Origin of the sequence: Aeromonas sp. NJAU223, assembly GCF_051125555.1 — a bacterium.
In the GTDB taxonomy this organism is placed as follows: Bacteria; Pseudomonadota; Gammaproteobacteria; order Enterobacterales; family Aeromonadaceae; genus Aeromonas; species Aeromonas veronii_G.
Window position 1 is genome coordinate 4,078,597 of record NZ_CP144204.1, and the last position, 24,533, is coordinate 4,103,129.

At 64.7% G+C, this 24,533-nt stretch carries 22 protein-coding genes; 13 read left to right on the forward strand and 9 right to left on the reverse strand.

Annotation, left to right across the window (positions count from 1 at the left end; all coding sequences use genetic code 11):
- Positions 1–462: 462 nt before the first annotated feature.
- Entirely contained in the window at positions 463–1,842 is a 1,380-nt protein-coding gene (gene dbpA / locus VZC39_RS18775) for an ATP-dependent RNA helicase DbpA (protein WP_434664470.1), read from the forward strand.
- 80 nt (positions 1,843–1,922) lie between these two features.
- Complete coding sequence (locus tag VZC39_RS18780; protein WP_349919903.1) at positions 1,923–2,213, forward strand: YkgJ family cysteine cluster protein; 291 nt, start codon at positions 1,923–1,925, stop codon at positions 2,211–2,213.
- Between the two features lie 16 nt (positions 2,214–2,229).
- On the opposite strand, the gene VZC39_RS18785 is transcribed toward VZC39_RS18780, so the two are convergent.
- Positions 2,230–2,655, reverse strand: a complete 426-nt coding sequence (locus VZC39_RS18785; protein WP_349919904.1) for a hypothetical protein — start codon at positions 2,653–2,655, stop codon at positions 2,230–2,232.
- 274 nt (positions 2,656–2,929) lie between these two features.
- Here VZC39_RS18785 and VZC39_RS18790 point away from each other — a divergent pair, with 274 nt between their 5' ends.
- Positions 2,930–4,336 (forward strand): PepSY-associated TM helix domain-containing protein, encoded by a 1,407-nt coding sequence (locus tag VZC39_RS18790; protein ID WP_434664471.1) that lies wholly within the window; start codon positions 2,930–2,932, stop codon positions 4,334–4,336.
- Positions 4,337–4,406: 70 nt separating this feature from the next.
- Here VZC39_RS18790 and VZC39_RS18795 read toward each other — a convergent pair whose 3' ends face one another.
- From VZC39_RS18795 to VZC39_RS18815, 5 genes are all read right to left on the reverse strand, one after another.
- The gene (locus VZC39_RS18795; RefSeq protein WP_434664473.1) at positions 4,407–4,622 is read right to left on the reverse strand and encodes a DUF6500 family protein; all 216 of its coding nucleotides are present in this window, start codon (positions 4,620–4,622) and stop codon (positions 4,407–4,409) included.
- A gap of 12 nt (positions 4,623–4,634) precedes the next feature.
- The gene (locus tag VZC39_RS18800) at positions 4,635–5,651 is read right to left on the reverse strand and encodes a CobW family GTP-binding protein (RefSeq protein WP_434664474.1); all 1,017 of its coding nucleotides are present in this window, start codon (positions 5,649–5,651) and stop codon (positions 4,635–4,637) included.
- Between the two features lie 116 nt (positions 5,652–5,767).
- Complete coding sequence (locus tag VZC39_RS18805; protein ID WP_290019660.1) at positions 5,768–5,965, reverse strand: YbdD/YjiX family protein; 198 nt, start codon at positions 5,963–5,965, stop codon at positions 5,768–5,770.
- 60 nt (positions 5,966–6,025) lie between these two features.
- Positions 6,026–8,149, reverse strand: coding sequence for a pyruvate/proton symporter CstA (gene cstA, locus VZC39_RS18810; RefSeq protein WP_434664475.1), 2,124 nt, complete (start codon positions 8,147–8,149; stop codon positions 6,026–6,028).
- Between the two features lie 248 nt (positions 8,150–8,397).
- Positions 8,398–9,303, reverse strand: coding sequence for a 1,4-dihydroxy-2-naphthoate polyprenyltransferase (locus VZC39_RS18815; RefSeq protein ID WP_349919911.1), 906 nt, complete (start codon positions 9,301–9,303; stop codon positions 8,398–8,400).
- A 214-nt stretch (positions 9,304–9,517) separates the two neighbouring features.
- Between VZC39_RS18815 and VZC39_RS18820 the strand changes: the two genes are divergently transcribed.
- The 8 genes from VZC39_RS18820 to VZC39_RS18855 all read left to right on the forward strand — a co-directional run bounded on the left by VZC39_RS18820 (position 9,518) and on the right by VZC39_RS18855 (position 20,641).
- Entirely contained in the window at positions 9,518–10,852 is a 1,335-nt protein-coding gene (locus VZC39_RS18820; protein ID WP_349919912.1) for an isochorismate synthase, read from the forward strand.
- Between the two features lie 33 nt (positions 10,853–10,885).
- Positions 10,886–12,622, forward strand: coding sequence for a 2-succinyl-5-enolpyruvyl-6-hydroxy-3-cyclohexene-1-carboxylic-acid synthase (gene menD / locus VZC39_RS18825; protein ID WP_434664478.1), 1,737 nt, complete (start codon positions 10,886–10,888; stop codon positions 12,620–12,622).
- Positions 12,612–13,367, forward strand: a complete 756-nt coding sequence (gene menH, locus VZC39_RS18830) for a 2-succinyl-6-hydroxy-2,4-cyclohexadiene-1-carboxylate synthase (RefSeq protein WP_434664479.1) — start codon at positions 12,612–12,614, stop codon at positions 13,365–13,367. Before menD ends, menH begins: the two co-directional genes overlap by 11 nt.
- A gap of 71 nt (positions 13,368–13,438) precedes the next feature.
- A complete protein-coding gene (gene menB / locus VZC39_RS18835) occupies positions 13,439–14,299 on the forward strand; it encodes a 1,4-dihydroxy-2-naphthoyl-CoA synthase (RefSeq protein ID WP_434664480.1) in 861 nt (286 codons plus the stop codon).
- Positions 14,299–15,228: an o-succinylbenzoate synthase gene (menC, locus tag VZC39_RS18840; RefSeq protein ID WP_349919918.1), complete on the forward strand. Its 930-nt coding sequence runs from the start codon at positions 14,299–14,301 to the stop codon at positions 15,226–15,228. The genes menB and menC overlap by 1 nt, the downstream gene beginning before the upstream one ends.
- Complete coding sequence (locus VZC39_RS18845) at positions 15,221–16,642, forward strand: AMP-binding protein (RefSeq protein WP_434664483.1); 1,422 nt, start codon at positions 15,221–15,223, stop codon at positions 16,640–16,642. Before menC ends, VZC39_RS18845 begins: the two co-directional genes overlap by 8 nt.
- 223 nt (positions 16,643–16,865) lie before the next feature.
- A complete protein-coding gene (locus VZC39_RS18850; RefSeq protein ID WP_434664484.1) occupies positions 16,866–19,610 on the forward strand; it encodes a collagenase in 2,745 nt (914 codons plus the stop codon).
- 137 nt (positions 19,611–19,747) lie between these two features.
- A complete protein-coding gene (locus VZC39_RS18855; RefSeq protein WP_434664486.1) occupies positions 19,748–20,641 on the forward strand; it encodes a SanA/YdcF family protein in 894 nt (297 codons plus the stop codon).
- Between the two features lie 69 nt (positions 20,642–20,710).
- On the opposite strand, the gene VZC39_RS18860 is transcribed toward VZC39_RS18855, so the two are convergent.
- Both VZC39_RS18860 and VZC39_RS18865 read right to left on the reverse strand, forming a co-directional pair.
- Complete coding sequence (locus VZC39_RS18860) at positions 20,711–21,325, reverse strand: superoxide dismutase (RefSeq protein ID WP_349919925.1); 615 nt, start codon at positions 21,323–21,325, stop codon at positions 20,711–20,713.
- A gap of 22 nt (positions 21,326–21,347) precedes the next feature.
- A complete protein-coding gene (locus VZC39_RS18865) occupies positions 21,348–21,773 on the reverse strand; it encodes a hypothetical protein (protein WP_349922582.1) in 426 nt (141 codons plus the stop codon).
- 280 nt (positions 21,774–22,053) lie between these two features.
- Here VZC39_RS18865 and VZC39_RS18870 point away from each other — a divergent pair, with 280 nt between their 5' ends.
- Together VZC39_RS18870 and VZC39_RS18875 are read left to right on the forward strand one after the other, a co-directional pair.
- Positions 22,054–22,965, forward strand: coding sequence for a lipase family alpha/beta hydrolase (locus VZC39_RS18870; RefSeq protein WP_434664488.1), 912 nt, complete (start codon positions 22,054–22,056; stop codon positions 22,963–22,965).
- Positions 22,962–23,714, forward strand: coding sequence for a lipase secretion chaperone (locus VZC39_RS18875; protein WP_434664489.1), 753 nt, complete (start codon positions 22,962–22,964; stop codon positions 23,712–23,714). The genes VZC39_RS18870 and VZC39_RS18875 overlap by 4 nt, the downstream gene beginning before the upstream one ends.
- A gap of 93 nt (positions 23,715–23,807) precedes the next feature.
- Here the strand turns inward: VZC39_RS18875 and VZC39_RS18880 are convergent, their stop codons facing one another.
- Complete coding sequence (locus VZC39_RS18880; RefSeq protein WP_434664490.1) at positions 23,808–24,509, reverse strand: hypothetical protein; 702 nt, start codon at positions 24,507–24,509, stop codon at positions 23,808–23,810.
- Positions 24,510–24,533 lie beyond the last annotated feature (24 nt).

Consider the following 24,533-nt stretch of genomic DNA (forward strand, 5'->3'; position numbering starts at 1 on the left):
TCACAATTTGCAGTAGAAATATGTACCCAGAATAATACAAACGTTTTTAAATTAATTAATCTGCAAGAATACGTTTCAATTAACCGAGATAGTCAGCATAAACCAACATAAACAATGACTTGCAATACTGAAACCCGGTATTGATATACACTATGTAATCAAAGACAGGTTGATTAATGGCTTGAAAATGCCTGCTTGAAGTATATTGCGCTGCTTTATTTAATCACTTTCGATTGAAAAACGTTTGTATTCTTTGAGCATAATTAGTCATCCCCCTATGTTCGTCAGCCTGCCGTCGACATAGTCAGGATTCATCCAGACATCACACGGCTCGTTGCCCCAGGAGCCGCCGGGCTGCGCTCAAAAATCCGCCACAATCCATCACAGCGAGCATGACTTCTGGTACAATGCGCCCCCTTAAGCGCACCGCGCTCCCGGTTTTCTTTGAAATAGAGTCTTTTTGTGAACAACAGCGAATTTAGCAGCCTCAACCTCTCCCCCGCCCTGCTGGAGAACCTCGCCAGCCTGGGCTACCAACAGATGACCCCGATCCAGGCCCAGAGCCTGCCCCTGGTGCTGGAAGGCAAAGACCTCATCGCCAAGGCCAAGACCGGCAGCGGCAAGACCGCCGCCTTCGGCCTCGGCCTGCTCTCCCGTCTCAACGTCAACCGTGTCGACGTGCAGGCCCTGGTGCTCTGCCCGACCCGTGAGCTGGCAGATCAGGTGGCCACCGAGATCCGTCGCCTCGCCCGCGCTATGCCCAACGTCAAGCTGGTGACCCTGTGCGGCGGCACCCCGACCGCCCCCCAGTCCGCGACCCTGAGCTTCGGTGCCCACATCGCCGTCGGCACCCCGGGCCGCATCCTCAAGCACCTGGAGCAAGGCACCCTTGAGCTCTCCAGTCTGGAGACCCTGGTGCTGGACGAAGCGGATCGCATGCTGGACATGGGCTTTGGCGAAGACATCAACCGGGTCATCAGCCATGCCCCCGCCCGTCGCCAGACTCTGCTGTTCTCCGCCACCTACCCGGAGGGGATCGCCCAGATGAGCCGCGGCGTGCAACGCAACCCGGTGGAGGTGAGCGTGGAGTCCCTGCACGAAGGCAGCGCCATCGAACAGAAGCTGTATGAAGTGCCTGCCGGTCAACGCCTCGAGGCCCTGACCTGGCTGCTGAGCCACTATCAGCCGAGCTCTTGCGTGGTGTTCTGCAACACCAAGCGCGCCTGCAACGACGTGGCCGACCACCTGGCCGCCAAGGGCTTCTCGGCACTGGCGCTGAACGGCGATCTGGAACAGCGGGAGCGGGATCAGGTGCTGGTGCGCTTCGCCAATGGCAGCGCGACCATCCTGGTCGCCACCGACGTGGCCGCCCGTGGCCTCGACATCAAGGAGCTGGGCGCCGTCATCAACTATGAGCTGACCTATGACCCCGAGGTGCATGTGCACCGCATCGGTCGTACCGGCCGTGCCGGACAGCAGGGTCTGGCCCTGAGTCTCTATCAGCCCAATGAGGCCCAGCGCGTCAACTTCATCGAAGAGTACCAAGAAGCTCCCATTCCCCAAGGGGATCTGAGCGAGATCGGGCGCGAGCTCAAACCCGTCACGCCACAAATGGTGACCCTCTCCATCGATGCGGGCCGCAAGAGCAAGGTGCGCGCCGGCGACATCCTGGGCGCCCTGACCGGGGAAGGCGGCATTGCCGGCAGCGAGGTCGGCAAGATCCAGATCGCGGAGCAATACTCCTACGTGGCGGTCAAACGCCAGGTGGCGAGCGCCGCCCTCAAGCGGCTGCAGGAAGGCAAGATCAAGGGTCGCAGCTACCGCGCCCGCAAGCTGGGTTAAGACTCCCGCCATGAGCCAGACGCAGGCGCCGATGTGGCGCCTGTTTCATTTTTCCATGCCATGACCGCAAGGGTGATGAGATGACCCAACAGACACTACCCGAAGTGAGTTGCCAGAACTGTGAGGCCTGCTGTTGTCGCCTCGAGGTGATGCTGTTCACCGATACCGGTGTACCGGATCGCTATGTGGAGGAACGGGAAGGAGAGGTGCCCGTGATGCACCGGCTGGAGGATGGCTGGTGTGCGGCGCTGGATCGCAACACCATGATGTGTCGTATCTATGAGGTGCGCCCCCTCATCTGCCGGGAATTCGAAATGGGCGAGCCGGACTGCATCGACGAGCGGGACAAGTGGTTCATCCATCTGAACTGATTGCCAGCTGGCGCCTCTATGACACCGGTTCTTCAACGCGGAGCCTGCCGTCCAGTGCGGCCAGCTGTTCCCTGACCCAGTTCATGGCCTCCTCTTCACTCTCGCAAAAATGCACGCCCTGAAATGGCAGACCGGCAAAGACCCGCTCCGCCAGATACTGTTTGAAGCCCCCTGCCATCACCACCGCCAGAAAGGCGCAGCCGTTGGCCGCGCACCAGCCAAACTGGCTGCGAAAACGGGCAAGGACGTCGGGACCGGCAGCCTCGAACTCGGTCGCTATCTCGACGATCCCCCAGGGAGCCTGACTCAGGCTGGCGATCCGCCGACTGAACTCGGCCTCGTAGGCCATGGCCCCCGCCAGGTTGAACGCGCCAATCGGACGACAGAGCAGCACCCGTTCCCGCTGCTGCAACTCGAATTGACCGTGCGGTTGCAAATACACAACAACTTCCTCCTGGATTTTCCGCTACCCTGCTCACCCCATCAATATGCCACAAATAACTGACACAGTAATCAGTTACCACCCATTTCATCACTACAATTATTTTTGTAATCAATAAATTAGGTTCTATTCGCCAACACGGGCGCTGCGAACAAAGGCCAGGCCCCGAGCGCTCGGCGCTGTTTTATTGCAGTTAACAAAACGTTGCTGCTATCATCCGCGCCAGCAAACCTTCCACCAGCTGAAACCTTCACCCCGACCGCAAGGATCTGAGATGAAAAACCACGACGCGACTCATTACCAGCGGATCTGGCGCTGGCACTTCTATGCCGGCCTCTTCGTCGCGCCCTTCCTGATCCTGCTCTCCCTCACGGGTATGGTGTATCTGTTCAAGCCTCAGCTGGACAATCTCATGTATCCCGATCTGATGAAGGTTGCACCGGCCACCCAGACCCTGAGCGCGGATCAACTGCTGGCCAAGGCGGTGATCGCCATGCCGGATGCCAGCCTGCGCAAATACTTTCCCCCCACGGCGCCGGATGCCAGCGCCCAGATAGTGGTCCATCGCCAGGGCAGCGAGCTGACCCTGTTCATGGATCCCGCCAGCGGCGCCCTGCTCGGCACCATGGACAACAAGTGGAATCTGCAGGCGGTGGCGCGGGCCCTGCACGCCGAGCTGATGATAGGCACCACGGGCGATCGGTTGATCGAGCTGGCCGCCGGCTGGGGCATAGTGCTGCTTATCAGCGGTTTCTATCTGTGGTGGCCCCGCAAGGGACCCGGCGTCGGCGGCATCCTCTGGCCCAGAATGCACCAGCGGGGACGACTCTGGTGGCGGGATCTGCACGCCGTGGTCGGCTTCTGGGGAGCGGGTTTCCTGCTGCTGCTGCTGCTGAGCGGCATGACCTGGACGGGGTTCTGGGGGGATCAGTTCGCCAACCTCTGGAATCGCTTCCCGGCTGCCATGTGGAACGAGGTGCCCAAATCCGCCCCCCTCGCCCGCAGCCTCAACCATGCCCACGAGCAGACGGTGCCCTGGGCCATGGAGAGCACTCCCATGCCGAGCTCCCAGCCCGCCAGCGAGGGGCATGATCACAGTGCCATGGGTCACGGCGGTCACGAGGGCATGGTGATGGCCAGCCACCGCATCCCGCTGCAACAGGTAGTCGACATCGCAAGCACACGCAAGGTCGTCCCGGGTTACAGCATCACGCCCCCCTCGGGGGAGACCGGCGTCTACACCATCGCCATCTTCGCCGACGATCCGCGCAACGACGCCACCCTGCACATCGATCAATACAGCGGCAAGGTGCTGGCGGACGTACGCTGGCAGGATTACGGCCCGGTCGCCAAGGTGGTGGAGACCGGCGTCATGCTGCACATGGGCAAGATGTATGGCTGGCCCCATCAGCTCGCCATGTTCCTCATCTGCCTGATGGTCCTCGCCAGCTCGGTAAGTGGGCTCTGGATCTGGTGGAGCCGCCGTCCCCAGGGCCGCCTCGCTGCACCGCCCCTGCCCGCCAAGCTTCCCCCCATGCGGGGCGCCATCGCCGTGCTGGTACTGCTCGGGTTGGCCTTCCCCCTGGTCGGGGCTTCCATGGTGGTCATCTGGCTGCTGGACACCCTGATCTTCTCCCGCCGTCCGGCGGGTGCGACCCAGGCTGGCGGCTCCCGCGGCTAGCATCATCATCAGCCAGGCTAATAAAGAAAGGGCTCCCATCAGGAGCCCTTATCGTTTTTATCCCACCCGGTTACTCTGCTTCAACCAGGCGGATGATCTTGCTGGCCTTCTCGAAATGGTCCAGTCGGTGAGTCTGGATCCACCTGGTCGCCGCCTCCATCAGTAGCGCCGGATCCTCATTCTTGTTGGCAAAGAAGGCGTAGAAGGAGACGCCGACACCCTCCCCTTTCTGGGCGATCTTCTGCTGGCAGACCCGGAGCATCTTCTCTCTCAGCGACGCGCGCATCCATCTATCTCCTCAGTGCCCTGCCTCGACAAAACCGGCTCGCAGTGTATCGATGGGCAGGTAACGGCCGATGATCACCAGCCGCGAATGCGGCGCCTCTTCTTCTCCCCAGGGGGAGCCATAGTCGAAGCCCACCACCCTGTGCACCCCCTGCACGATGAGACGGCGCGGCTCCCCTGCGATGGCCAGCACCCCCTTGTAGCGCAGCATGTCATTGCCGTGCTGCTCGACACAGGCGTCCATGAAGGCGCCTGCCCGCTTCAAATCCAGCTCGCCCCCCTCGAACAGATGGGCCGCGATGGCATCGTGCCAGGAGCGGGGTCGGGCCGAAAGGGGCGAGAAGGCCTCAAAGCCCTGGCCTCCCCCCCGCACGATGCGCAGGCCCGCACTCAGGGTGAGTTCATCGCTCAGGGTAAAGGCGTCCAGATCCAGCCAGAGCGCCGCCGGGCACTCCCCTTGCACGATGTCGAGGATCTCGGCCCTGGGATTGATCCCGTGGATGCGGGTGATGGCGGCTGCCCGCGCCACCTCATCCACCCTGTCCGTCTTGGTGAGCAGGATACGGTCGGCAAAGCCGAGCTGGGCCGCCGCCACCGGATGCTCGTCCAGCTGGCGACCGATGTGCTCACAGTCCGCCAGGGTCACCACGGCGTCGAGGCGCAGGGCGTCCCGCAACCCCTCCTCCACGAAGAAGGTCTGGATGATGGGGGCGGGATCGGCGAACCCCGTGGTCTCGACGATCAGCCGCTCGAAGTAAAGTTCTCCCGCCGCCCGCCGGGCCAGCAGATCGCTCAGAGCGGCGCTGAATTCGCCCCGCACGCTGCAACAGACGCAGCCGTTGCTGAGCTCCACCACGCTGACCCCGGCGCCCCCCTCCAGCAAGGTGCCGTCGATATTGGCGGCGCCGAACTCGTTCTCGAGGATGGCCACCGAGGCATCTGCGTGGTGGCGCAGATAGTGGTTGAGCAGGGTGGTCTTGCCGGCGCCGAGAAAACCGGTCAGCAACGTGACGGCTACAACTTGCGTCATGATGGAAGTCCTGTGGGGAAGGGATGAGTGGCCGCTCCCAGCCACGCCGAGAAAACCGTCCAATCAAGGGTGACCGCTACAGCCTGGGTCATGGCAAGGATCCTACAGCAAAAGGATTAGCAGCAGCGCCCGCCATTCTTGCCGCCATAGCGGGCATCCTGGCGTTCGCGGAAGAACTCGTCGTGGCTCATGGGGGTCTGATCCGGGTGGGTCAGCCGCATGTGCTGCACGTAATTGTCGTAATCGGGCACCCCCACCATGAGTCTGGCGGTCTGCCCCAGGTATTTGCCCGCCTTGGCCAGGGTATCGAACATGGTTGCTCCTTGAACCGCTTGCCCACAAACCGGCACCGGGGTGCCGGTTTGTGGAGTCACTTACTTGAGGCTGGGGGCCAGATCGCCGTTATCATCCGACTTGGAGGATGCACCCTTGCCCGCCGGCATCGGCTGATACGGGGTCTCGTTGGCGGTCGGCTGCGGATCGTGCAGCGCCTTCATGGCCGTCTTCAGGGAGAAGAAGGCGAGGATCACCACCACCGCCATGAAGAACAGGGTCAGCCCCGCGTCCAGCCGGTTGTTGAACACCAGCTGGGCCAGCTGGGATTCGGTGTACTGGGCCGGAATGGTGCCACTGTCGATCATGGCCTGGAACTTGTTGGCGATGGCCAGGAAGCCGAGCTTGGGATTATCGCTGAAGGTCTTCTCCCAGCCCGCCGACAGGGTGCAGATGAGCAGCCAGCTGGTGGGCAGCAGGGCGACCCAGGCGTAGGCCTGGCGCTTCATCTTCACCAGTACCACCGCGCAGAGCATCAGTGCCATCCCCGCCAGCATCTGGTTGGCGATGCCAAACAGCGGCCACAGGGTGTTGATGCCACCAAGCGGATCCACCACACCCTGATGGAGGAAGTAGCCCCAGGCCAGTACGCACAGGGCGGTGGCCAGCAGGTTGGCCGGCAGAGAGTCGGTGCGTTTCAGGGATGGAGAAATAACCCCCATCAGATCCTGCAGCATGAAGCGCGCGGCCCGGGTGCCTGCATCCACCGCGGTGAGGATGAACAGCGCCTCGAACAGGATGGCGAAGTGATACCAGAAGGCGACGTTCATCAAGCCGCCGAGGGCGCCGTGCAGTATGTAGGCCATGCCCACCGCCAGGGTCGGGGCACCGCCCGCCCGGGCGATGATGCTCTGCTCCCCCACTTCGCTGGCGATACGGGTCAGGGTCTCCGGGGTGATCTGGAAGCCCCAGCCGCTCACCACGGCGGCGGCGGAAACCACCACGTCGGCAGTGCCCGCCGGTGCCAGCACCGCCATCGGGCTGTTCATGGCGAAGTAGACACCCGGATCGATGACGCAGGCGGAGACCAGGGCCATGATGGCGACAAAGGACTCCATCAGCATGCCGCCGTAGCCGATGAAGCAGGCCTGGTTCTCGTTGGCCAGCATCTTCGGTGTCGTGCCGGAGGAGATGAGGGCGTGGAAGCCGGAGACGGCGCCACAGGCGATGGTGATGAACAGGAAGGGGAAGAGATCCCCGGCCCAGACCGGGCCAGTACCGTCCACGAACTGGGTCAGCGCCGGCATCTGCAGGGTCGGTTGGGTCACCAGTATGCCGATGGCCAGACCCACGATGGTGCCGATCTTGAGGAAGGTGGAGAGGTAGTCGCGCGGTGCCAGCAGCAGCCAGACCGGCAGCACGGAGGCGACGAAGCCGTAGCCCACCAGCATCCAGGTCAGTTGCACCCCGTCGAAATCGAAGTAGGGGGCCCAGGTCTCGCTCTCGGCCACCCAGCCACCGGAGACGATGGCGAAGATGAGGCACACCAGGCCGATGATGGAGACTTCACCGATGCGCCCCGGCCTCAGGTAGCGGGTGTAGATCCCCATGAAGACGGCAAGCGGTATGGTGAAGGCCACCGTGTAGGTGCCCCAGGGGCTGTGAGCCAGCGCCTTGACCACTATCATCGCCAGCACCGCCAGGATGATCACCATGATCATGAAGGTGGCAATCAGGGCGATGACCCCGGCCGTCGGCCCCATCTCCGACTTGATCAGCTCGCCGAGGGAGCGGCCGTCCCGACGGGTGGAGACGAACAGCACCATGAAATCCTGCACCGCCCCCGCCAGCACCACCCCGGCCAATAGCCAGAGCATGCCGGGCAGATAGCCCATCTGGGCCGCCAGCACGGGGCCCACCAAGGGGCCGGCGCCGGCGATGGCGGCAAAGTGGTGGCCAAACAGCACCTTCTTGTCGGTCGGCACATAGTCCAGACCATCGTTGTGACGCACCGCCGGGGTCATGCGGGTGCTGTCCACCGCCAGCACCCGCTTGGCGATAAACAGACCGTAATAGCGATAGGCGATGAGATAGACACACACCGCCGCCACCACAATCCAGAGTGCGTTGATCTGTTCACCCCGGTTGAGGGCGATGTAGCCAAGGGAGCAGGCGCCGGCCAGTGCCAGTAACCCCCATCCCAGATGTTTTCCCAACTTGTCCATTTTGTGCTCCTTCCATGGATTTTTTACACAAGCAGTCAGATACGGTTACATCTCTATAGCAATCCGAGGAGTGCCACAATCGGGGCCCGTCACAACTCGGCCTGCCATCGGCATAATTTCTCAATATTGCCGACCGGATCACGGGCGGCCGGAGGCGACCATCCGGACATGGCTGAATGAATTGAGAAAAGCGGCGGCAGCGGCCACAAAAAAGGCCCCTCGCGGGGCCTCATACCTGTCATCTCCCCTCAGGAGAGGGCGAGACCGGTGGAAAGCAGCAGGCTGTAGAGGAAGGCGCTGATGGCGGTCTTCTTGAGGGCGCCGGTCAACACTTCCCCATCGAAGCTCAGCCGCAGGGTGCGGGCGGCGTCGGTGAGGGGCTTCAGGGCGGGCAGGAAGATCCAGGGCCAGAGACCGGCGTTCTGCGTCAGCAGGAAGGCGACGGTGGCCAGCACTGCCGCCCCGAGCAGGGCCCAGTGGTAGGCGATGGCGCGGTTGCGGCCGAGGCGCACCGCCAGGGTTATCTTGCCGCTGGCGGCATCGGTTTCGATGTCCCGCACGTTGTTGATGTTGAGCACGGCGGTCGCCAGCAGGCCGCAGGCGGTGGCGGGCAGCAGCAGATCCCACTGCAAGGTATGGGTGAACAGGTAGTAGGAGCCGAGCACTCCCAGCAGGCCGAAGAACAGGAATACCGAGATGTCGCCGAAACCGCGATAGCCGTAGGGGGTCTTGCCCACCGTGTAGGTGATGGCGGCAACGATGGCCGCCCCTCCCAACAGGATGAACAGCAATATCTGCTGCCAGGCCTCGCCGAAGGCACAGGCCAGCAGGGCGAGACCGCTGACGATGGCCGCCAGCGCCGTCATCCCCATGGCCACGCACATCTGCTTGCGGGTGATGAGACCGGACACCACGGCACGCTGGGGGCCGATCCGTTCGCCGTTGTCGGCGCCGGAGACTGCATCCCCATAGTCGTTGGCCAGGTTGGAGAGGATCTGCAGCAGGATGGCGGTCAACAGGGAGAGCCCCATGATGGTGCCGTCGAAGGCACCCCGGCTGGCGGCCAGCCCCGACCCCAGCAAGATGGAGGAACAGGCGAGCGGCAGTGTTCGCAAACGCGCCGCCAACAGCCAAACAGAGAAGGTATTTGTCATATTGTGATGGCCAAACAATCAGATATTGATCGTGTTAAGGGTTATCGAACCGGATTTCGGTATACTTGGCCCCGTGGGAACGCTTTGAGCTCCCTCGGGCAATTTACATGGAAGAATGGGCAGATAATATATAGGAAATCATCGCCCTTTGGCATCAACCTGCGCCATCCTCCCCTCGGAGCGATCGCCATTATCCGGCTCAGACAAGACATCCATGTTGGCTCAGACCCATATCAAGCAACAACTGGACGCCCTGCGTCACAGCAATGTCAGCGGCTTCGTGCGGTTGCGCGTGGCGGCACCGGTGCAATCCTTCCTGGGCTGGCTGGCGGCGCAAACCCTCTATCCCCGAATCTATTGGCAGGCCCGCGGCCCCGAAAGCCCCGAATATGTGGCCCTCGGCTGCATCCATGAACTGACCCGCCCCCGGGATATCCGCCAGGTCTGTGACAGCATCGACGCCGGCAGTGACGACAGCCCCCGCTATTATGGCGGCCTGGCGTTCGATCCCGATCAACCCGGCTGGCCGGGATTTGGCCCCTGCCGCTTCGTGCTGCCGCGCATCGAACTGGTACGCCGGGGCGAGTGCGTCAGCCTCTGCCTGAACCTCTGGCTGCCCGCACGGGCTGAGACCGCCGCCTTCGATGCCGAGTTGCAAAGCGCGCAAGCCGCCCTCGATGCCCTGTTGCCGGAATCCCCCCTGCCCGCGCTGCACAAGCGGGAGTGGCGGCGGCAGGATTGCCCGTCGCCCGCCCTGTGGCAGCAGCTGGTCGGCGCCGTCACCAGCCCGGCGGCCCAGGCCCACACCCCCAAGGTGGTGCTCTCGCGGGAGAGTCGGCTGGATCAGTGCGATGCCGACCTGTCGCCCCTCTCTCCCTGGTCCCTGCTGGCCCAGTGGGCAGGCCATGCCCAGGAGTGCTTCCACTTCGGCTTCCAATTCACCCCGGCCCAGGCCTTCATCTCCTGCTCCCCCGAGCGTCTCTATCGCCGCGAGGGGCGCCACCTGCTGACCGAAGCGCTGGCGGGCACCATTCGCCGCTCCGGGGATGCAGCCACCGATGAGCGGCTGGCGGCGGAGCTGCTGGCCGACAGCAAGAACCGGCTGGAAAACAGACTGGTTCATGCGGATATCCTGAACCGCCTGGCCCCCCTCACCAGCCACACCAGCCTGACCGAGCCACGGATCCTCAAGCTGCGACTCTTGCAGCACCTCAAGTGCGACATCGAGGCCGACCTCCACCCCGAGGTCTGTGACTGGCAACTGCTGGAGGCCCTGCACCCCACTCCGGCGGTGGGCGGTGCACCGCGCGAATCGGCGCTGGCCTTTCTGCGCGAATACGAGCCCTATGACAGGGGCTGGTATGCCGGCGCCTGTGGCATGCTGAGCCGGGAGACCTCCGAGTTCGCCGTCGCCATCCGCAGTGCCCTGGTACAGGGGCAGACCCTCCGCCTATACGCCGGGGCTGGCATAGTGGCGGGATCCGAACCCGTCGCCGAGTGGGCCGAACTCGACAACAAGATAGCCAACGTGCTCTCCCTGCTGGGATAGCGTTTTCCATCGTTTCCTCACTGCGAGAGCCTCATGTCCGCGCGCCCAGCCTTTGCCACTCAACACGCCACCTTCAACCACGTCTGGTCTTCCCTCCTGCTGGAGGAGCTCCATCGTCTCGGCGTGCGGGATATTGCCCTGGCCTCCGGCTCCCGCTCCGCGCCGCTGACCATGGCCGCCGCCGCCCATGAGGGTTTTCGTCGCCACCTGCATTTCGACGAGCGGGGTCTGGGCTTCATGGCCCTCGGGCTCGCCAAGGGGACGGGGCGACCGGTGGCGGTGATCATGACCTCGGGCACCGCAGTGGCCAACCTCTGGCCCGCGGTGGCCGAGTCCCAGCTGACCGGCGTGCCCCTCATCATTCTCTCCGCCGACCGGCCTCCCGAGCTCATCGACAATGGGGCCAACCAGGCCATCAATCAGCAGGGGATCTTCGGCCACTACCCCGTCTATCAGCTCAACCTGCCGAGCCCCACCCAGACCATTCCTGCCGCCTTCGTGCTGAGCTCGGTGGATCAGGCTCTGGCCCAACAGGCGCGCACCCCGGGGCCGGTGCATCTCAACTGCATGTACCCCGAACCCCTCTACCCGGGTGAGCACTATCAGGAGTTTGGCGACTATCTGGCGCCGTTGGGGGACTGGCTGAACTCCGGTGAACCCTGGAGTCCCTGGCTGATGGGGGAGCAGGCTTGCCCTCCCCAGGCCGACTGGACGGCGCTGACGGGCAAGCGCGGCGTCATCGTCGCCGGCCGCATCCAGGATCCGGCGCAGGGCGAGGCGGTGGCCGAGCTGGCAGAGCGCCTCGGCTGGCCATTGCTGGCGGATCTGCAGAGCCAGATCCGTTTCGATGAACGCAACCACATCCACGTGGATCTCGCCCTGCAAAATGGCGACTTCGCGGGTGAACTGGCCCGCGCCGAGGTGCTGCTGCAATTTGGCGCCCGCCTCGTCTCCAAGCGCCTCGGCCAGTTCATCAGGCAGCACTCCTGGCAGGATTACTGGCTGGTAGACCCGCAGCCGGCGCGCCTCGATCCCGATTACCGGCTGCGCCGCCGCCTGCTGTGCGAACCCGCCGCCTTCGTCGCCGCTCACCCGCTCCCTGCGGCGCAGGCGCAACGACCCTGGCACCGGCTGGCAGAACACCAGCAAGGGGCCAGCCAGCTGATCCGCGCCGCCTGCGATCGCTTCTCCGAGCTCGGGGTCTGCCACCGTCTGAATCAGCTGATCCGGGGCCAGCTGTTTGTCGGCAACAGCATGCCCGCCCGGCTGATGGACATGCTGGGCGAAACCGGCAAGGGGCCCCGCCGGGTGATGACCAACCGCGGCGCCTCCGGCATCGACGGCCTCATCGCCACGGCCTACGGCTTCGCGCAATCGGTCGAGCAGGGCAGCGATGAGCCCACCACCCTGCTGCTCGGAGACTTGAGCGCCCTGCACGATCTCAACAGCCTGGCCCTGCTTCGCAAGGGGAGCCAACCCCTGGTGGTGGTGCTGCTCAACAACGACGGCGGCAGCATCTTCCGCCTGCTGCCGGTGCCGACCCAGGATCAACTGCTGGAGACCTATTACTGCCTGCCCCACGGTCTGCATTTCGAGCACGCCGCCGCCATGTTCGGCCTCGCCTATCGGGCCCCCACCTCGCTGGCCGAATTCGAGCAGGTCTACGCCACCGCCCTGGAAAAAGGCGTAACGCTGATTGAAATCAAGGTACCGAGCCAGGAAGTGGCCGAGGATCTGAAAGCACTGGGGAACGCCATCCGTGGCCTCTAATCCAGAGAGTCGTGGGCTGCCGCTGGTACTGCTGCACGGCCTGCTCGGCGATGGCCACGACTGGCAGGATGTGATCGACGCCCTGCCCGGGATCGAATGCCACGCACTGGATCTGCCGGGCTATGGCCGCAACCAGCATTTGCGGGTGGACGGTTTTGACGAGGCCAACGCCTGGCTCAGCGGCGAACTCGAAACCCGCGGCATCCGCCACTACCGGCTGGCGGGTTATTCCCTCGGCGGGCGGCTGGCGCTCTATCACGCCAGCCACTCCCCTGCGGGGCTGCAGGCCCTGCTGCTGGAAAACTGCCATCCCGGGCTGCCAAGCGGCGAGCGGGCCGCCCGCCTCCGCCACGATGAGGAATGGGCCAGTCGCTTCGAGCACGAGCCCCTGGCCGAAGTGCTGGCAGACTGGTATCGCCAGCCGGTGTTCGCGGATCTCGACGAGGATGGACGGGCGCGACAGCTGGCCAGGCGCCTTGGCAATGATGGCCGGGCGGTGGCCGCCATGCTGCGGGCCACGTCGCTGGGCAAGCAGCCGGAACTCGCCCCCTGGCTGGCATCCACGGGCTTGCCCTTGACCTGGATCTCCGGCAACCGGGATCAAAAATTCCACCGCCTGGCTTGCCAGCTGGTGGAGCAGGGTTGCAATATCAATCACTTGGCGCTGGATGGCGGCCACAATCTGCACGCCGACCAACCCGAACGCTTCGCCGCCTGCCTGCGTGACTGGCTAGGCAGCACCTGAGCCGACCACCTGTCCGGCCCCGATCCATTCCGGCCTGCCCCTGCGGGCCGACCAACCACAAGAGAGTGCACATGATTGAAGCAATGACGGAAGCGGAACTCTACGCTCCTATCGAATGGCAGGATTGCTCTGCCGGTTACGAGGACATCCTCTATCACAAGTCCCAGGATGGCATTGCCAAGATCACCATCAACCGTCCCCAGGTGCGTAACGCCTTCCGCCCCCGCACCGTCAAGGAGATGCTGCAGGCCCTGGCCGATGCACGCTACGACGATCAGGTCGGCACCATCATCCTCACCGGCTTCGGCGAGAAGGCGTTCTGCGCCGGTGGCGACCAGAAGATCCGGGGCGACTACGGTGGATACCGGGATGACGAAGGCACCCACCACCTCAACGTGCTGGACTTCCAGCGCGACATCCGCACCTGTCCCAAGCCCGTGGTGGCCATGGTGGCGGGCTACGCGGTCGGTGGCGGCCACGTGCTGCACATGATGTGTGACCTGACCATAGCCGCGGACAACGCCCAGTTCGGCCAGACCGGCCCGAAAGTCGGCTCCTTCGACGGCGGCTGGGGTGCCTCCTACATGGCCCGCATCGTCGGCCAGAAGAAGGCCCGCGAGATCTGGTTCCTGTGCCGCATGTACGATGCCCAGCAAGCCCTCGACATGGGTCTGGTCAACACCGTGGTGCCTTTGCCTGAGCTCGAGCGCGAAACCGTGCGCTGGTGCCGCGAGATGCTGCAGAACAGCCCCATGGCCCTGCGCTGCCTGAAGGCGGCCCTGAACGCCGATTGCGATGGTCAGGCCGGCTTGCAGGAGCTGGCGGGCAATGCCACCATGCTGTTCTACATGACCGAAGAGGGTCAGGAAGGGCGCAACGCGTTCAACGAGAAACGCCGTCCCGACTTCTCCAAATACAAGCGGAACCCCTGATGACACTCGCCCTCTATCGCTACCATCTGCCTTTTATCCAGCCTCTGACCTTTCACGGCAAGGTGGAGGCGGCGCGCGAGGGCTTGCTGGTGCGCATCGACGACGGCTGGGGGGAAATCGCCCCCCTGCCCGGTTTCTCCAAAGAGACCCTGGCCGAGGCCCAGACCGAGGCCATCGCCTGTCTGACACAGCTGGCGAGGGGTGAAGCCATGGCCCCCCGCCTGCCCTCGGTGCAATTTGGCCTGGACTGTGCCCGGCGTCAGTGGCCTGAACAGACCGCCACCTTGCCCGACCCCTATCCCCTCATTCAGGGCTCTCCCCAGGAGCTGCTCAAGAACTGGAAGCTGTGGCTGCACGAGACCCCTATCAAGGCCAAGCTGAAGGTGGCCCGCTACCCCATGCGGGATGAACTCGCGCTGATCCGCCTGCTGCTGGACAGACGCCCCAATCTCAAGCTGGTGCTGGATGCGAACCAGGGCTGGACCCGCGAGGAGGCCTGGGCCTTCTGCGGCCACCTGGACGCGAACCGGATCGAATACCTGGAAGATCCCTGCGCCCGCTTCGATGACATCGCCTTCGTGGCCGCCCGCACCAACATGCCGGTGGCACTGGACGAACTGCTGAGCCAGGGGGAAGCCTGGCAGCCCATCCCCCAACTCAAGGCCCTGGTGCTCAAACCCATGCTGCTGGGCAGCCTCGCCAACAGCGAGGCCCTGGTGGCCCGTGCCCGGGAGCTGAGACTCAAGGTTATCGTCTCCTCCTGCTTCGAATCCGGCGTCGGTCTCGGCCAGCTCGCCCGCCTCGCCGGGGAGTGGGCACCGGATCAGGCGCCGGGTCTGGATACCCGTCGCTGGCTGACCGGGGATCTGCTGGACAAGCAGGGCCACCCCGATCTGGCACAGCTCAAACCCCTGTTTCACCGTGACTGAGGCCCAGTCCCCCGCCGGGCAGGCCACCGAGCCCTGCCCGGTACGCCACTGGGCCCAGCTGGCCCCGGAGCGGATCGCCATCCACGCCGCCACGTCGCTGGAACGGCCGCTTTGCTACCGACAGCTGGATCTGAGGCTCAACGCCCTCTGCGAGCAGTTGGCATCTGCTGGCTTACGGGCCGGCGACAGGTTGGCCGCCGTGGTGCGCGGTGCCGAGGCAGATGTTCTGTTGGCCTGGGCCTGCATTCGCAGTCAGATCGTCTTCTGCCCTCTCAACCCCGCCTTCCCCCTCAGCCGACAGGCCGAGCTGGCAAGCCAGCTCGCGGTCGCCGCCTTCTGGTCGGCGAGCGAGATCCCACATGGCCCCTGGCAAGGGCTGACGCTGGATTTCGAGGCTGAGCTGGAGGTAGGGAACAAGCCGCTGCTGCTGATTCCCGAGCGGCAGAGCAACATGATCCTCACCTCGGGATCGAGCGGCATGCCCAAGGCGGTGGTGCATCGTCTCGCCAACCATCTCGCCTCGGCCAGGGGCTCAAGCACCCTCATTCCCCTGGATGAGGCGTGCGGCTGGCTGTTGTCATTGCCGCTGTTTCACGTCGGCGGCTACGCCATCCTGTTCCGGGTCTTCCTGGCGGGGGCCGCGCTGGTGCTGGACGATCGCAGCCAGCCCCTCAAGGATCGGTTGGAGCGCCAACCCATCACCCACCTCTCCCTGGTACCGACCCAGCTCTGGCGCCTGCTGGCCCAAGGCTTCGATCCCGCCCGCACCCGGTTGCGGGAGCTGCTGCTCGGCGGCGCCGCCATCCCGGAGCCCCTGGTGAACCGACTCGCATCCCTGGGGCTGACCCCCAAGGTGAGCTACGGGTTGTCGGAGATGGGTAGCCAGGTCTGCACCGGCCAGCCCGCCGGCGCCGGGGTGGTGGGCCACCCCCTGCCCGGGCGGGAGATCTGCATCCGGCAGGGGGAGATCTGCGTGCGCGGTGCCACCCTGTTTGTCGGCTACTTCCAGGCGGGCGGGCTGGCGCTGCCGCTGGACGCCGAGGGGTGGTTCCACACCCGGGACAAGGGCCATTTCACCCCGGACGGTGCGCTCGTGGTGGAGGGGCGACTCGACAATCTCTTCATCTCGGGCGGCGAGAACATCCAGCCAGAGGCCATCGAGCAGCGGCTGGTGGATCACCCCGCCGTGGCCCAGGCCCTGGTCGTCCCCATCCCGGACGAGCAGTGGGGCCAGCGCCCCGCCGCCTTTATCGACTGGCACCAGGAAGCCATCGACGTCGCCGAGATGAGCGCCTGGATCAGAGCGTCATTGCCCGGCTTCATGGTGCCGGATCGCTGGCTGCCCTGGCCGGATCTCGGCGGCAACCTCAAACCCTCCCGCACCCGGCTCGCCGCCCTGGCCGCCTCGAGCTGACCCGCCAGGGGCGGACCCTCGCCCCTGTTCCCCCCATGCCCCCGCTGCCTACCCCCATATAGGGCTAAGCCCTTGCTATCGATATGGCTCCCAATGGGACTGACTTTGCCATCTTGCATGTGAAAGGCATGATTGCCCCGGCCCAGCTGGCCAATTGATATTCCTTTGGCACCCAATACCCTCCCTAGTCCCCCACGCCCATCCATCCACCAAAGGGATCAACATGAACTACCTGGGTACCCGGCTGCTGTTGTTGGCAGCCCCAAGCCTGCTCGCCACCTCGGCGCTGGCCAACTACAGCACCGACTGGCGGCACTACCAACTGGACGGCGAGACCAGCCGCCAGCTGGGGGATCGCCTCACCGAAGTCACCTACGAGTTGAACGCCCGCGACAGCGGCGCCCCCTATCAGCGGCTGCGGGTCTACCGCCGCTTCGACTGGCAGACAACCGACCTCGCCCCCCTGGCCGAGCGGCAGTGTAGCGAACCCAGGGTCAGGGTCGAGCAGGGCTGGCAGATCCGCTACCTCAGTTGCGAGCAGGTGGTGCCGGTGGGCAAGGCGATCCCTGCCAGCAGCTATGACTTCGGCTATGGCCTGAAGCAGGGTCGCTGGGAGCCCCTGGCGGGGACACCGACCGCCCCGCGCCAAGATAGCCTGCCACTGGCGGAGCGGATCGTCCTCGGTCACAGCGAACAGGAGCTGGATCGCTGTGAACTCGGCAACGATGGCCGCTGTACCGAACAGACATGGCAGTATCACCCCCGGGAGTGGCAACAGCTGAGCGTGCTGGAGGAAACCCCCAACGAGCGGGATGGCCGGCTCGAGCAGATCTTCTTCCGCCTGCAACCCGTGGCTGGCAGCCAGGCCGCCAGCCAGGTGCGTGAACTGCACGTCTGGCGCCAATACAGCTGGTTGCTGGAGGAGGCCAAGGCCCAGCAGGAGTGCGACGAACCCCAAACCCGCACAGAGGGCACCAGGATCATCAGCTACCGTATCTGCCGCCAGACTCTGCTCGCCGGCAGCGAGGTGCAGGTGATGCTCAAAGATACCGGCTATCAATACCCGGTCGGGGGGAGCGAGTGGCAGGCCTTGCCAGAGACGACCGAATGGCAGGAGAGCCGGACTCTCAATCGTCCCATCATACTGGCCAGCAAGGAGGAACAGCTCGACTGCCGCCGTGCCGATGGCCGTGCCTGCTCCGAACCCGAACTACCGGGCACGGATCTGCTGGACGCCGACGCGGCCAGGATAGTGCAGGATGCCAGCGGCCAGCCCGCCCCCGTGTGGCAGGAGAACTATGGCCACAACGACGCCAAGCTGCTGGCGGTCTCCCGCGGCATCCAGAGCCTGCTGGCGGCCAACCAGCCGGCCCACCCGGCCATGAAGCTGCTGCTGGAGTACGTGCGCGCCCACAACTATCACAACTACGGCAAGCACAGGGAGGATGGCCCCGCCGCCGCCGAAGCCCTGGCCGAGGCGCTGACCGCCCTCGGGGCCCATCCCCTGCTCTATCCCGAGCAGGCGAGCGATGAGGTGGGGGGCGTCATCGGTGCCTGGAGCATCGCCCTGCACGGCCAGTTCAGGAGCCCGGCGGTGCAGAGCCGGTTCGGCACCCTGCTCGGCCAGTTCAACCAGATGCTGGCCTACAGCACCCATCACGCCGGCGAGATCAACGGCCGCCATCCCTGGGCGACCGGCCTGTTCGATCTGCTCAACTTCATCGACTTTGCCAGCGACTACGCGGCCCCCTTCGCCGCCGACTTCCGCCAGCAGGACGAGGAACTGCGCAAGCAGCTGCGTGCCATCGGCATGAGCGAGCTGGCCCTGTGGCAAGGGCGGGACGGCCCGGATCTCTTCCTGCTCAACAACGTGCTGGATGCCTACACCCGCCTCTACCGGGTGGTGCGCTACACCCGCCCGGACGAGGCCGAGACCTATCGCAAGGGGCTGGATGAGGCCGTCATCGCCCAGATCCGCCACCACGGCCTGATCCCTGGGGGACCTCAGAGCCCGGATCTGCTGGAAGAGATGTCGCTGACCCTCTCCACCTACTACCTGACCTACACGGATCGCACCAGCGAGGCCTGCATCAGCGGTGATTTCGCCGGGCTCTGCACCCCGGTGCGGGTTGAAGACGTGCTGCCATTCGAGCACACCTGCTCCCCCACCCTGCGCCTGCGGGCCCAGGAGCTGACCATGAGCCAGGCCGAGGGGATCTGCCGCGAGCTGGGGGCCGAGGAGCAGCAGTTCCACCAGCAGATGGAGACCGGCGGCCAGCCGGTGGCGGATGACCTCAACGAGGCCCTGGAACTGGTGATCTTCGACTCTTCCGCCGACTGGAAACGCTACGGCAGCGCTCTGTTTGGCGGCGTTTCCACCGACAACGGCGGCATCTACCTCGAGGGGGATCCGGCGCGCCCGGGCAACCAGGCCCGTTTCTTCGCCTACGAGGCGGAGTGGAAACGCCCCGCCTTCCAGGTGTGGAACCTGCGCCACGAGTACGTCCACTATCTGGATGGCCGCTTCAACCAGTACGGCAGCTTCGGTCACTACCCCCTCAACCGCACTACCTGGTGGTCGGAAGGGCTGGCGGAGTTCATCGCCCACGGTCAGTGCTTCGCCCGCGGTCTGGACAACGTCAGCGCCCGTCCGGCGGGCGAGCGCCCCAGCCTCGCCGAGATCCTGCACCTCGATTACGACAAGGGGGGTGAGATGGTCTACTCCTGGTCCTATACGGTGCACCGCTTCCTGAACGAGACCGGACGCGGCGGCAGCTGGCTGGCCATGGCCCAGGCCCTGCGCGGCCCGGATCAGGCCCAGGCCATGAGTGCCTTCGAAGGCGAGCTGGACACGCTCATCGCCAGCGACAGCGAGGCCTACCAGTCATGGCTGGCCGACGAGCTGCTGCCCTGGTGGGCGGCCAACAAGGAGTCCGAAGCCTGCCAGGGCAACGATTCAGCCCACTGAGTTCCCTCCTTGCCATCACAGGGGCGGCCATGTCGCCCCTGAATCCTCCCGCCCAGCCCCCCCCCAGCGACAGTCTCTGCCCGAGTGACACCCTTCGGGGCCATCAAGCCTGACGCCAGCGCCCAAGTTGTAATAGAATGGCTCCTTGTCATCCCTTACTTCAGACCCGAATCGCGCCGCGCATGAAGAAGTTTGCCAAGATCCTGCTCGCCGTTCTCTGCCTGCTGCTGGCCTTTGTCGCCGCACTGCTGGGCTACAGCGAATGGACCGTCTCGGACGCCCGTCACTACACCTATGACGACGTCGATGCCGTGCCCTACAACCGGGTCGCCGTGGTGCTTGGCACCTCCAAATACCTGATCGGGGGCAGCCCGAATCACTACTTCAAATACCGGATCAAGGCCGCGGCCGAGCTCTACAACAACGGCAAGGTGGACTACATCCTGGTCTCCGGCGACAACGCCACCGTGCAGTACAACGAGCCGCGCCAGATGCGGCGCGCCCTGATCCAGGCGGGCATCCCCGCCAGCGCCATCTACAGCGACTACGCGGGTTTTCGCACCCTGGACTCCGTCGTGCGGGCCAAGGAGGTGTTCGGCCAGTCCCGCTTCACCGTGGTCTCCCAGGCCTTCCACAACGAACGCGCCATCTTCATCGCCCGCCACTTCGGCATCGAGGCCGTCGGCTTCAACGCCCTGGATCCCAGCGCCTATCAGGGCATTCGCACCCGGGTGCGTGAAGTGGGCGCCCGCCTGATGGGGCTGCTCGATCTCTATGTACTGGACAAGGGCCCCAAGTTCCTCGGCGAACCCATCGTCATCGGTGGCCCCATTCCCTGCGAGGCCCTGAGCACCCTGGGGGCGAGCCAGCCCTGCCTGCCCCTCCCCACGAGTCTGGGGGAGCCAGCAAAACCGCTGAAAACCGGCCAGGGCGGCGTGGACAAGCCTGCTCCGGCGAACCCCGCCAGCAGTGCCAGCGACACTCGCGAAGCCAGCAGCTCGGCGGTCCCCACCGGCTCGGCAACCGACTGAGGCGCATCGCCCCAAGAAAAGACCCGCCAGCTGGCGGGTCTTTTTTTCATGGGCAGTGACGGGCCGGGCTTATGCCAGCGCCTGCTGGTAGCGGCGCGCCACCTCGGCCCAGTCCACCACGTTGTAGAAGGCGGCGATGTAGTCGGGACGCTTGTTCTGATACTTGAGGTAGTAGGCGTGCTCCCACACGTCCAGCCCGAGGATGGGCACATGACCCTGCATCAGTGGGCTGTCCTGGTTGGCACTGCTCTCTACCTGCAGCTTGCCGGCCTTGTCCACCACCAGCCAGGCCCAGCCACTGCCGAAACGGCTCAGGGCCGCCTGGGTGAAGGCCTGCTTGAAGGCATCCAGCCCCCCCAGATCCCGCTCGATGGCGGCGGCCAGGGCGCCGCTCGGCACGCCACCGCCCTGGGGGCTCATCACTTGCCAGAACAGGCTGTGATTGGCATGGCCGCCACCGTGGTTGCGCACCGCCCCCTGGATCTTGGCTGGCAGGCTGTCGAAACGGGCCAGCAGTTCATCCACCGGCAAGGCGGCGAGTTCAGGGGCCCCTTCCAGGGCGACGTTCAGGTTGGTGATATAGGTCTGATGATGACGGCTGTGGTGGATCTCCATGGTCAGGGCATCGATATGGGGTTCCAGCGCATCGTAGGCATAGGCAAGGGCGGGCAGGGTATGGCTCATGTTCGTCTCTCTTGGTATGGGGTTAATGCAGTCGGGAGGCTGGCTCGGCCTGACACAGACACTGGCCGAGGCAACGTTGAATGCCGTCGTGGCTGCCGTGTCTGCGCACGAAGGCGAGCAGCTCGGTACGGGTGTTGTGGCTGTGGCGCTGGGCCGAGGCACGCAAGGAGGCAGAGCAGGCCGGTGACTGGCTGGTGGCCAGCAGGCAGTCATGGATATGGCACAGCATGTCGGCGGCTCTGTCTGGCAGGGTCATGGCGATCAGCAGATCCGCCATGTTGTGATGGGCCACCACCAGGGCCGCCACCGCTTCATCGGCATCCGGCCAGAAGGAGAACTGCTGGCGGGCCAGCCAGAGCGCCTGCTGGTAGCAGTCGAGCGCCCTGGCATGCTCACCGGCATCGAAATGGCGGTTGCCGCACAGGGTCTGCTGTTTCCAGTGCGCCATGCTGTTGTCCGCGTCACTCGCGCCGACCCATCCCTTCACCCAGCTTGCCGTCATGCCTTGAACACCGAAATGATAATAATTATTATTTAACTTATTTGTGCTGGGAACACAAGGGATAGATTTGCCACTCCCTTCTGCCCATATGGGTAGTGTTTTGTCGAGATGATCGGTTTAGTGACCGCACCCACAGATACATTCGAGTTCAACGACCATGCTGATGGGCACTGGCATGAGGCCGGTGGCTGCCAGGCGGCAGTCTGTCGACACAAGGATGATGCAAATGAAGAGATGGCTTCTGGCGCTGCTCTGCGCCCTGCCCCTGCTGGCCCAGGGGGCTGGCTACACCCAGACCCGTTATCCCATCGTGCTGGTGCACGGGTTGTTCGGCTTCGACAAGCTGCTCGGGGTCGATTATTTCTACGGCATTCCCCAGGCCCTGAGCCGGGACGGGGCCAGGGTCTACGTGGCCCAGGTCTCCGCCACCCAGAGTTCCGAGCTGCGTGGTGAACAGCTGCTCAAGCAGGTACAGCAGGTGCTCGCCATCACGGGGGCGGAGAAGGTGAACCTCATCGGCCACTCCCACGGCGGCCCCACCATTCGCTACGTGGCCTCGGTCGCCCCCGAGCTGGTCGCCTCCGCCACCAGCGTGGGGGGGGTCAATCAGGGATCCGAGATAGCGGATCTGGTGCGTGCCAGCGTCACACCGGGCTCGGCCGCCGAACAGCTGGCGGTGGCGGCGGCCTCGGCCCTGTCCGGGGTCATCTCATTGCTCTCCGGTGGCAGCAGCCTGCCCCAGGATCCCCTCAAGGCGCTCGATGCCCTCACCAGCAGCGGGGCCCAGCGCTTCAACCAGCGCTATCCGGAAGGGCTGCCCAGCCAATACTGCGGCGAGGGGCCGCTTCGGGCCGCCAACGGGGTCTACTACTTCTCCTGGAGCGGGCGCGGCAACATGACCAACATCCTGGATCCGGTGGATCCGGCCCTGGCCCTGACCGGTACCTTCTTCAAGGAGCCCAACGACGGCTTGGTCGGCGTCTGCAGCAGCCACCTCGGCAAGGTGATCGGCACCGGCTACCGGATGAACCACCTGGACGAGGTGAACCAGTCCTTCGGCATTCACCACCTGTTCGAAACCGATCCCCTCACCCTCTATCGCCAGCACGCCAACCGCCTGCAGGGGCTGGGGCTATGAAGCGGGGAACCCTGATACTGGGGCTGCTCTGCCCAGCCCTACTGCTGGCGGGGCTGACCCTGTGGCCAACCCCCGACACCAGCCTGACGGCCGCTCCCGAGCGCGGGGCCCTGCGCCACCAGCTGGCCCAGCGCATCGAGCAGGGAGAGACGGGCGAGGGGGACGATCTGATGCGCCGCTATCAGGGATTCCTCGCAGCAGAAGGGAGCCTGACGGTACCGACGGATCCCGGCCTCGCCAGCCTGCAGTTGCTGTTCGACGAGCGCGAGCAGTTGCGCCAGCTGAGCTTCACCCCGGCCGAGCAGGATCAGCTGTTTGCCGAGGATCGGCTGATGGAGCAGTGGACCCTGCGCCGCAAGGCGCTGGCGGAGGCGAGCGATGCCGACAAGCCGGGGCTGGCCACCGGGCTGGAGCTCTGGCTGGCGGAACAACCCCAGTGGTTCAGGGAGGCCGATGCCAATGGCCGCCTGCTGGCCGATCTGCAACAGATGGAGCGTCTGCCAGGGGATGAGCGGGCAGCCTTGCTGCAGGAGCGGCTGGGGCAGGAGGCGGCGGATCGCCTGCATCAGCTGGAACAGGGTCAGCAGGCGTTCGATCGGCAGCTGGCGGGCTATCTGGCGGAACTGACCCCTCTTTCCCTCGACGACAGACTCGGACAGCAGCAGGAGATACTGGCCAGATGGTTCCAACCAGAACAATGGGAAAGGGTAGAGGCACTGACCAGAATAAAACTCGGTGAAACCCGATAGGAAAACCCCCTGTCCGGTTTGCCCGGGCCAGGAATAGCACGAGAGATCCAGACAACGAGGGGGCCAGCGCCCCCTCGTTGTCTGTCGGCCGCCTTATTGCGGCTTGTTGGCGGCGGGCATCGGCTGCCAGGTGAGGCGGGTCACCTGGGTGCCCTGCAGCTCGCAGGTGAAGCAGAGATCCTGCCAGCCCTTCTCCTGGCGCAGAGAGACCTCCCCCTTCACCCCCTCTTCGCTCACCTTGATCTTCTGCGACTCGACCTCCACCTTGTCGCCCTTGGCCAGCGCCATCAGCTTGCCGCTGCACAGCCACTGGGCCAGCTCGGCTCCCTTCAACTTGACGCCCCCCTTGGCGGCCTTCTGCTCCGCCTGGCTCGGCACGAACAGCTGGCTCAGTTCGGCGGCCCGTCTGGTGAGCCACTCCTGACGCTGCTGCATGCTCATCTTGCTGACGAACTCCGCCGGCTGACCCTTGTCATCCAGCCACTGGGTCAGGGTGCCCGCGTCGTCGAAGGCGAACTGGGCGGCCGGCTCCTTCACCCCGAACAGATTGCCCCCCTTGAAGTAGTAGCGACTCTCCCCTTCCAGCTTGCCCAGCTCGTTCATGATGGGCACGGCGATGATGACGGGCTGGCCGTCGATCCAGGCCTTGATATCCACCCCGTCATGACTGAACAGCCGGGTGTCGAGGGCACTCTCGGCCCCCTTCTCCATCAGGGTGAACTGTTCGGCCAGGGTGGCGGCGAGTGCGGGCAGGGAGCTGAGCCCCAGCGCGAGAGCGATCAGGGTATTGCGCATATGTGTCCTGTGATGGCCCGGAGG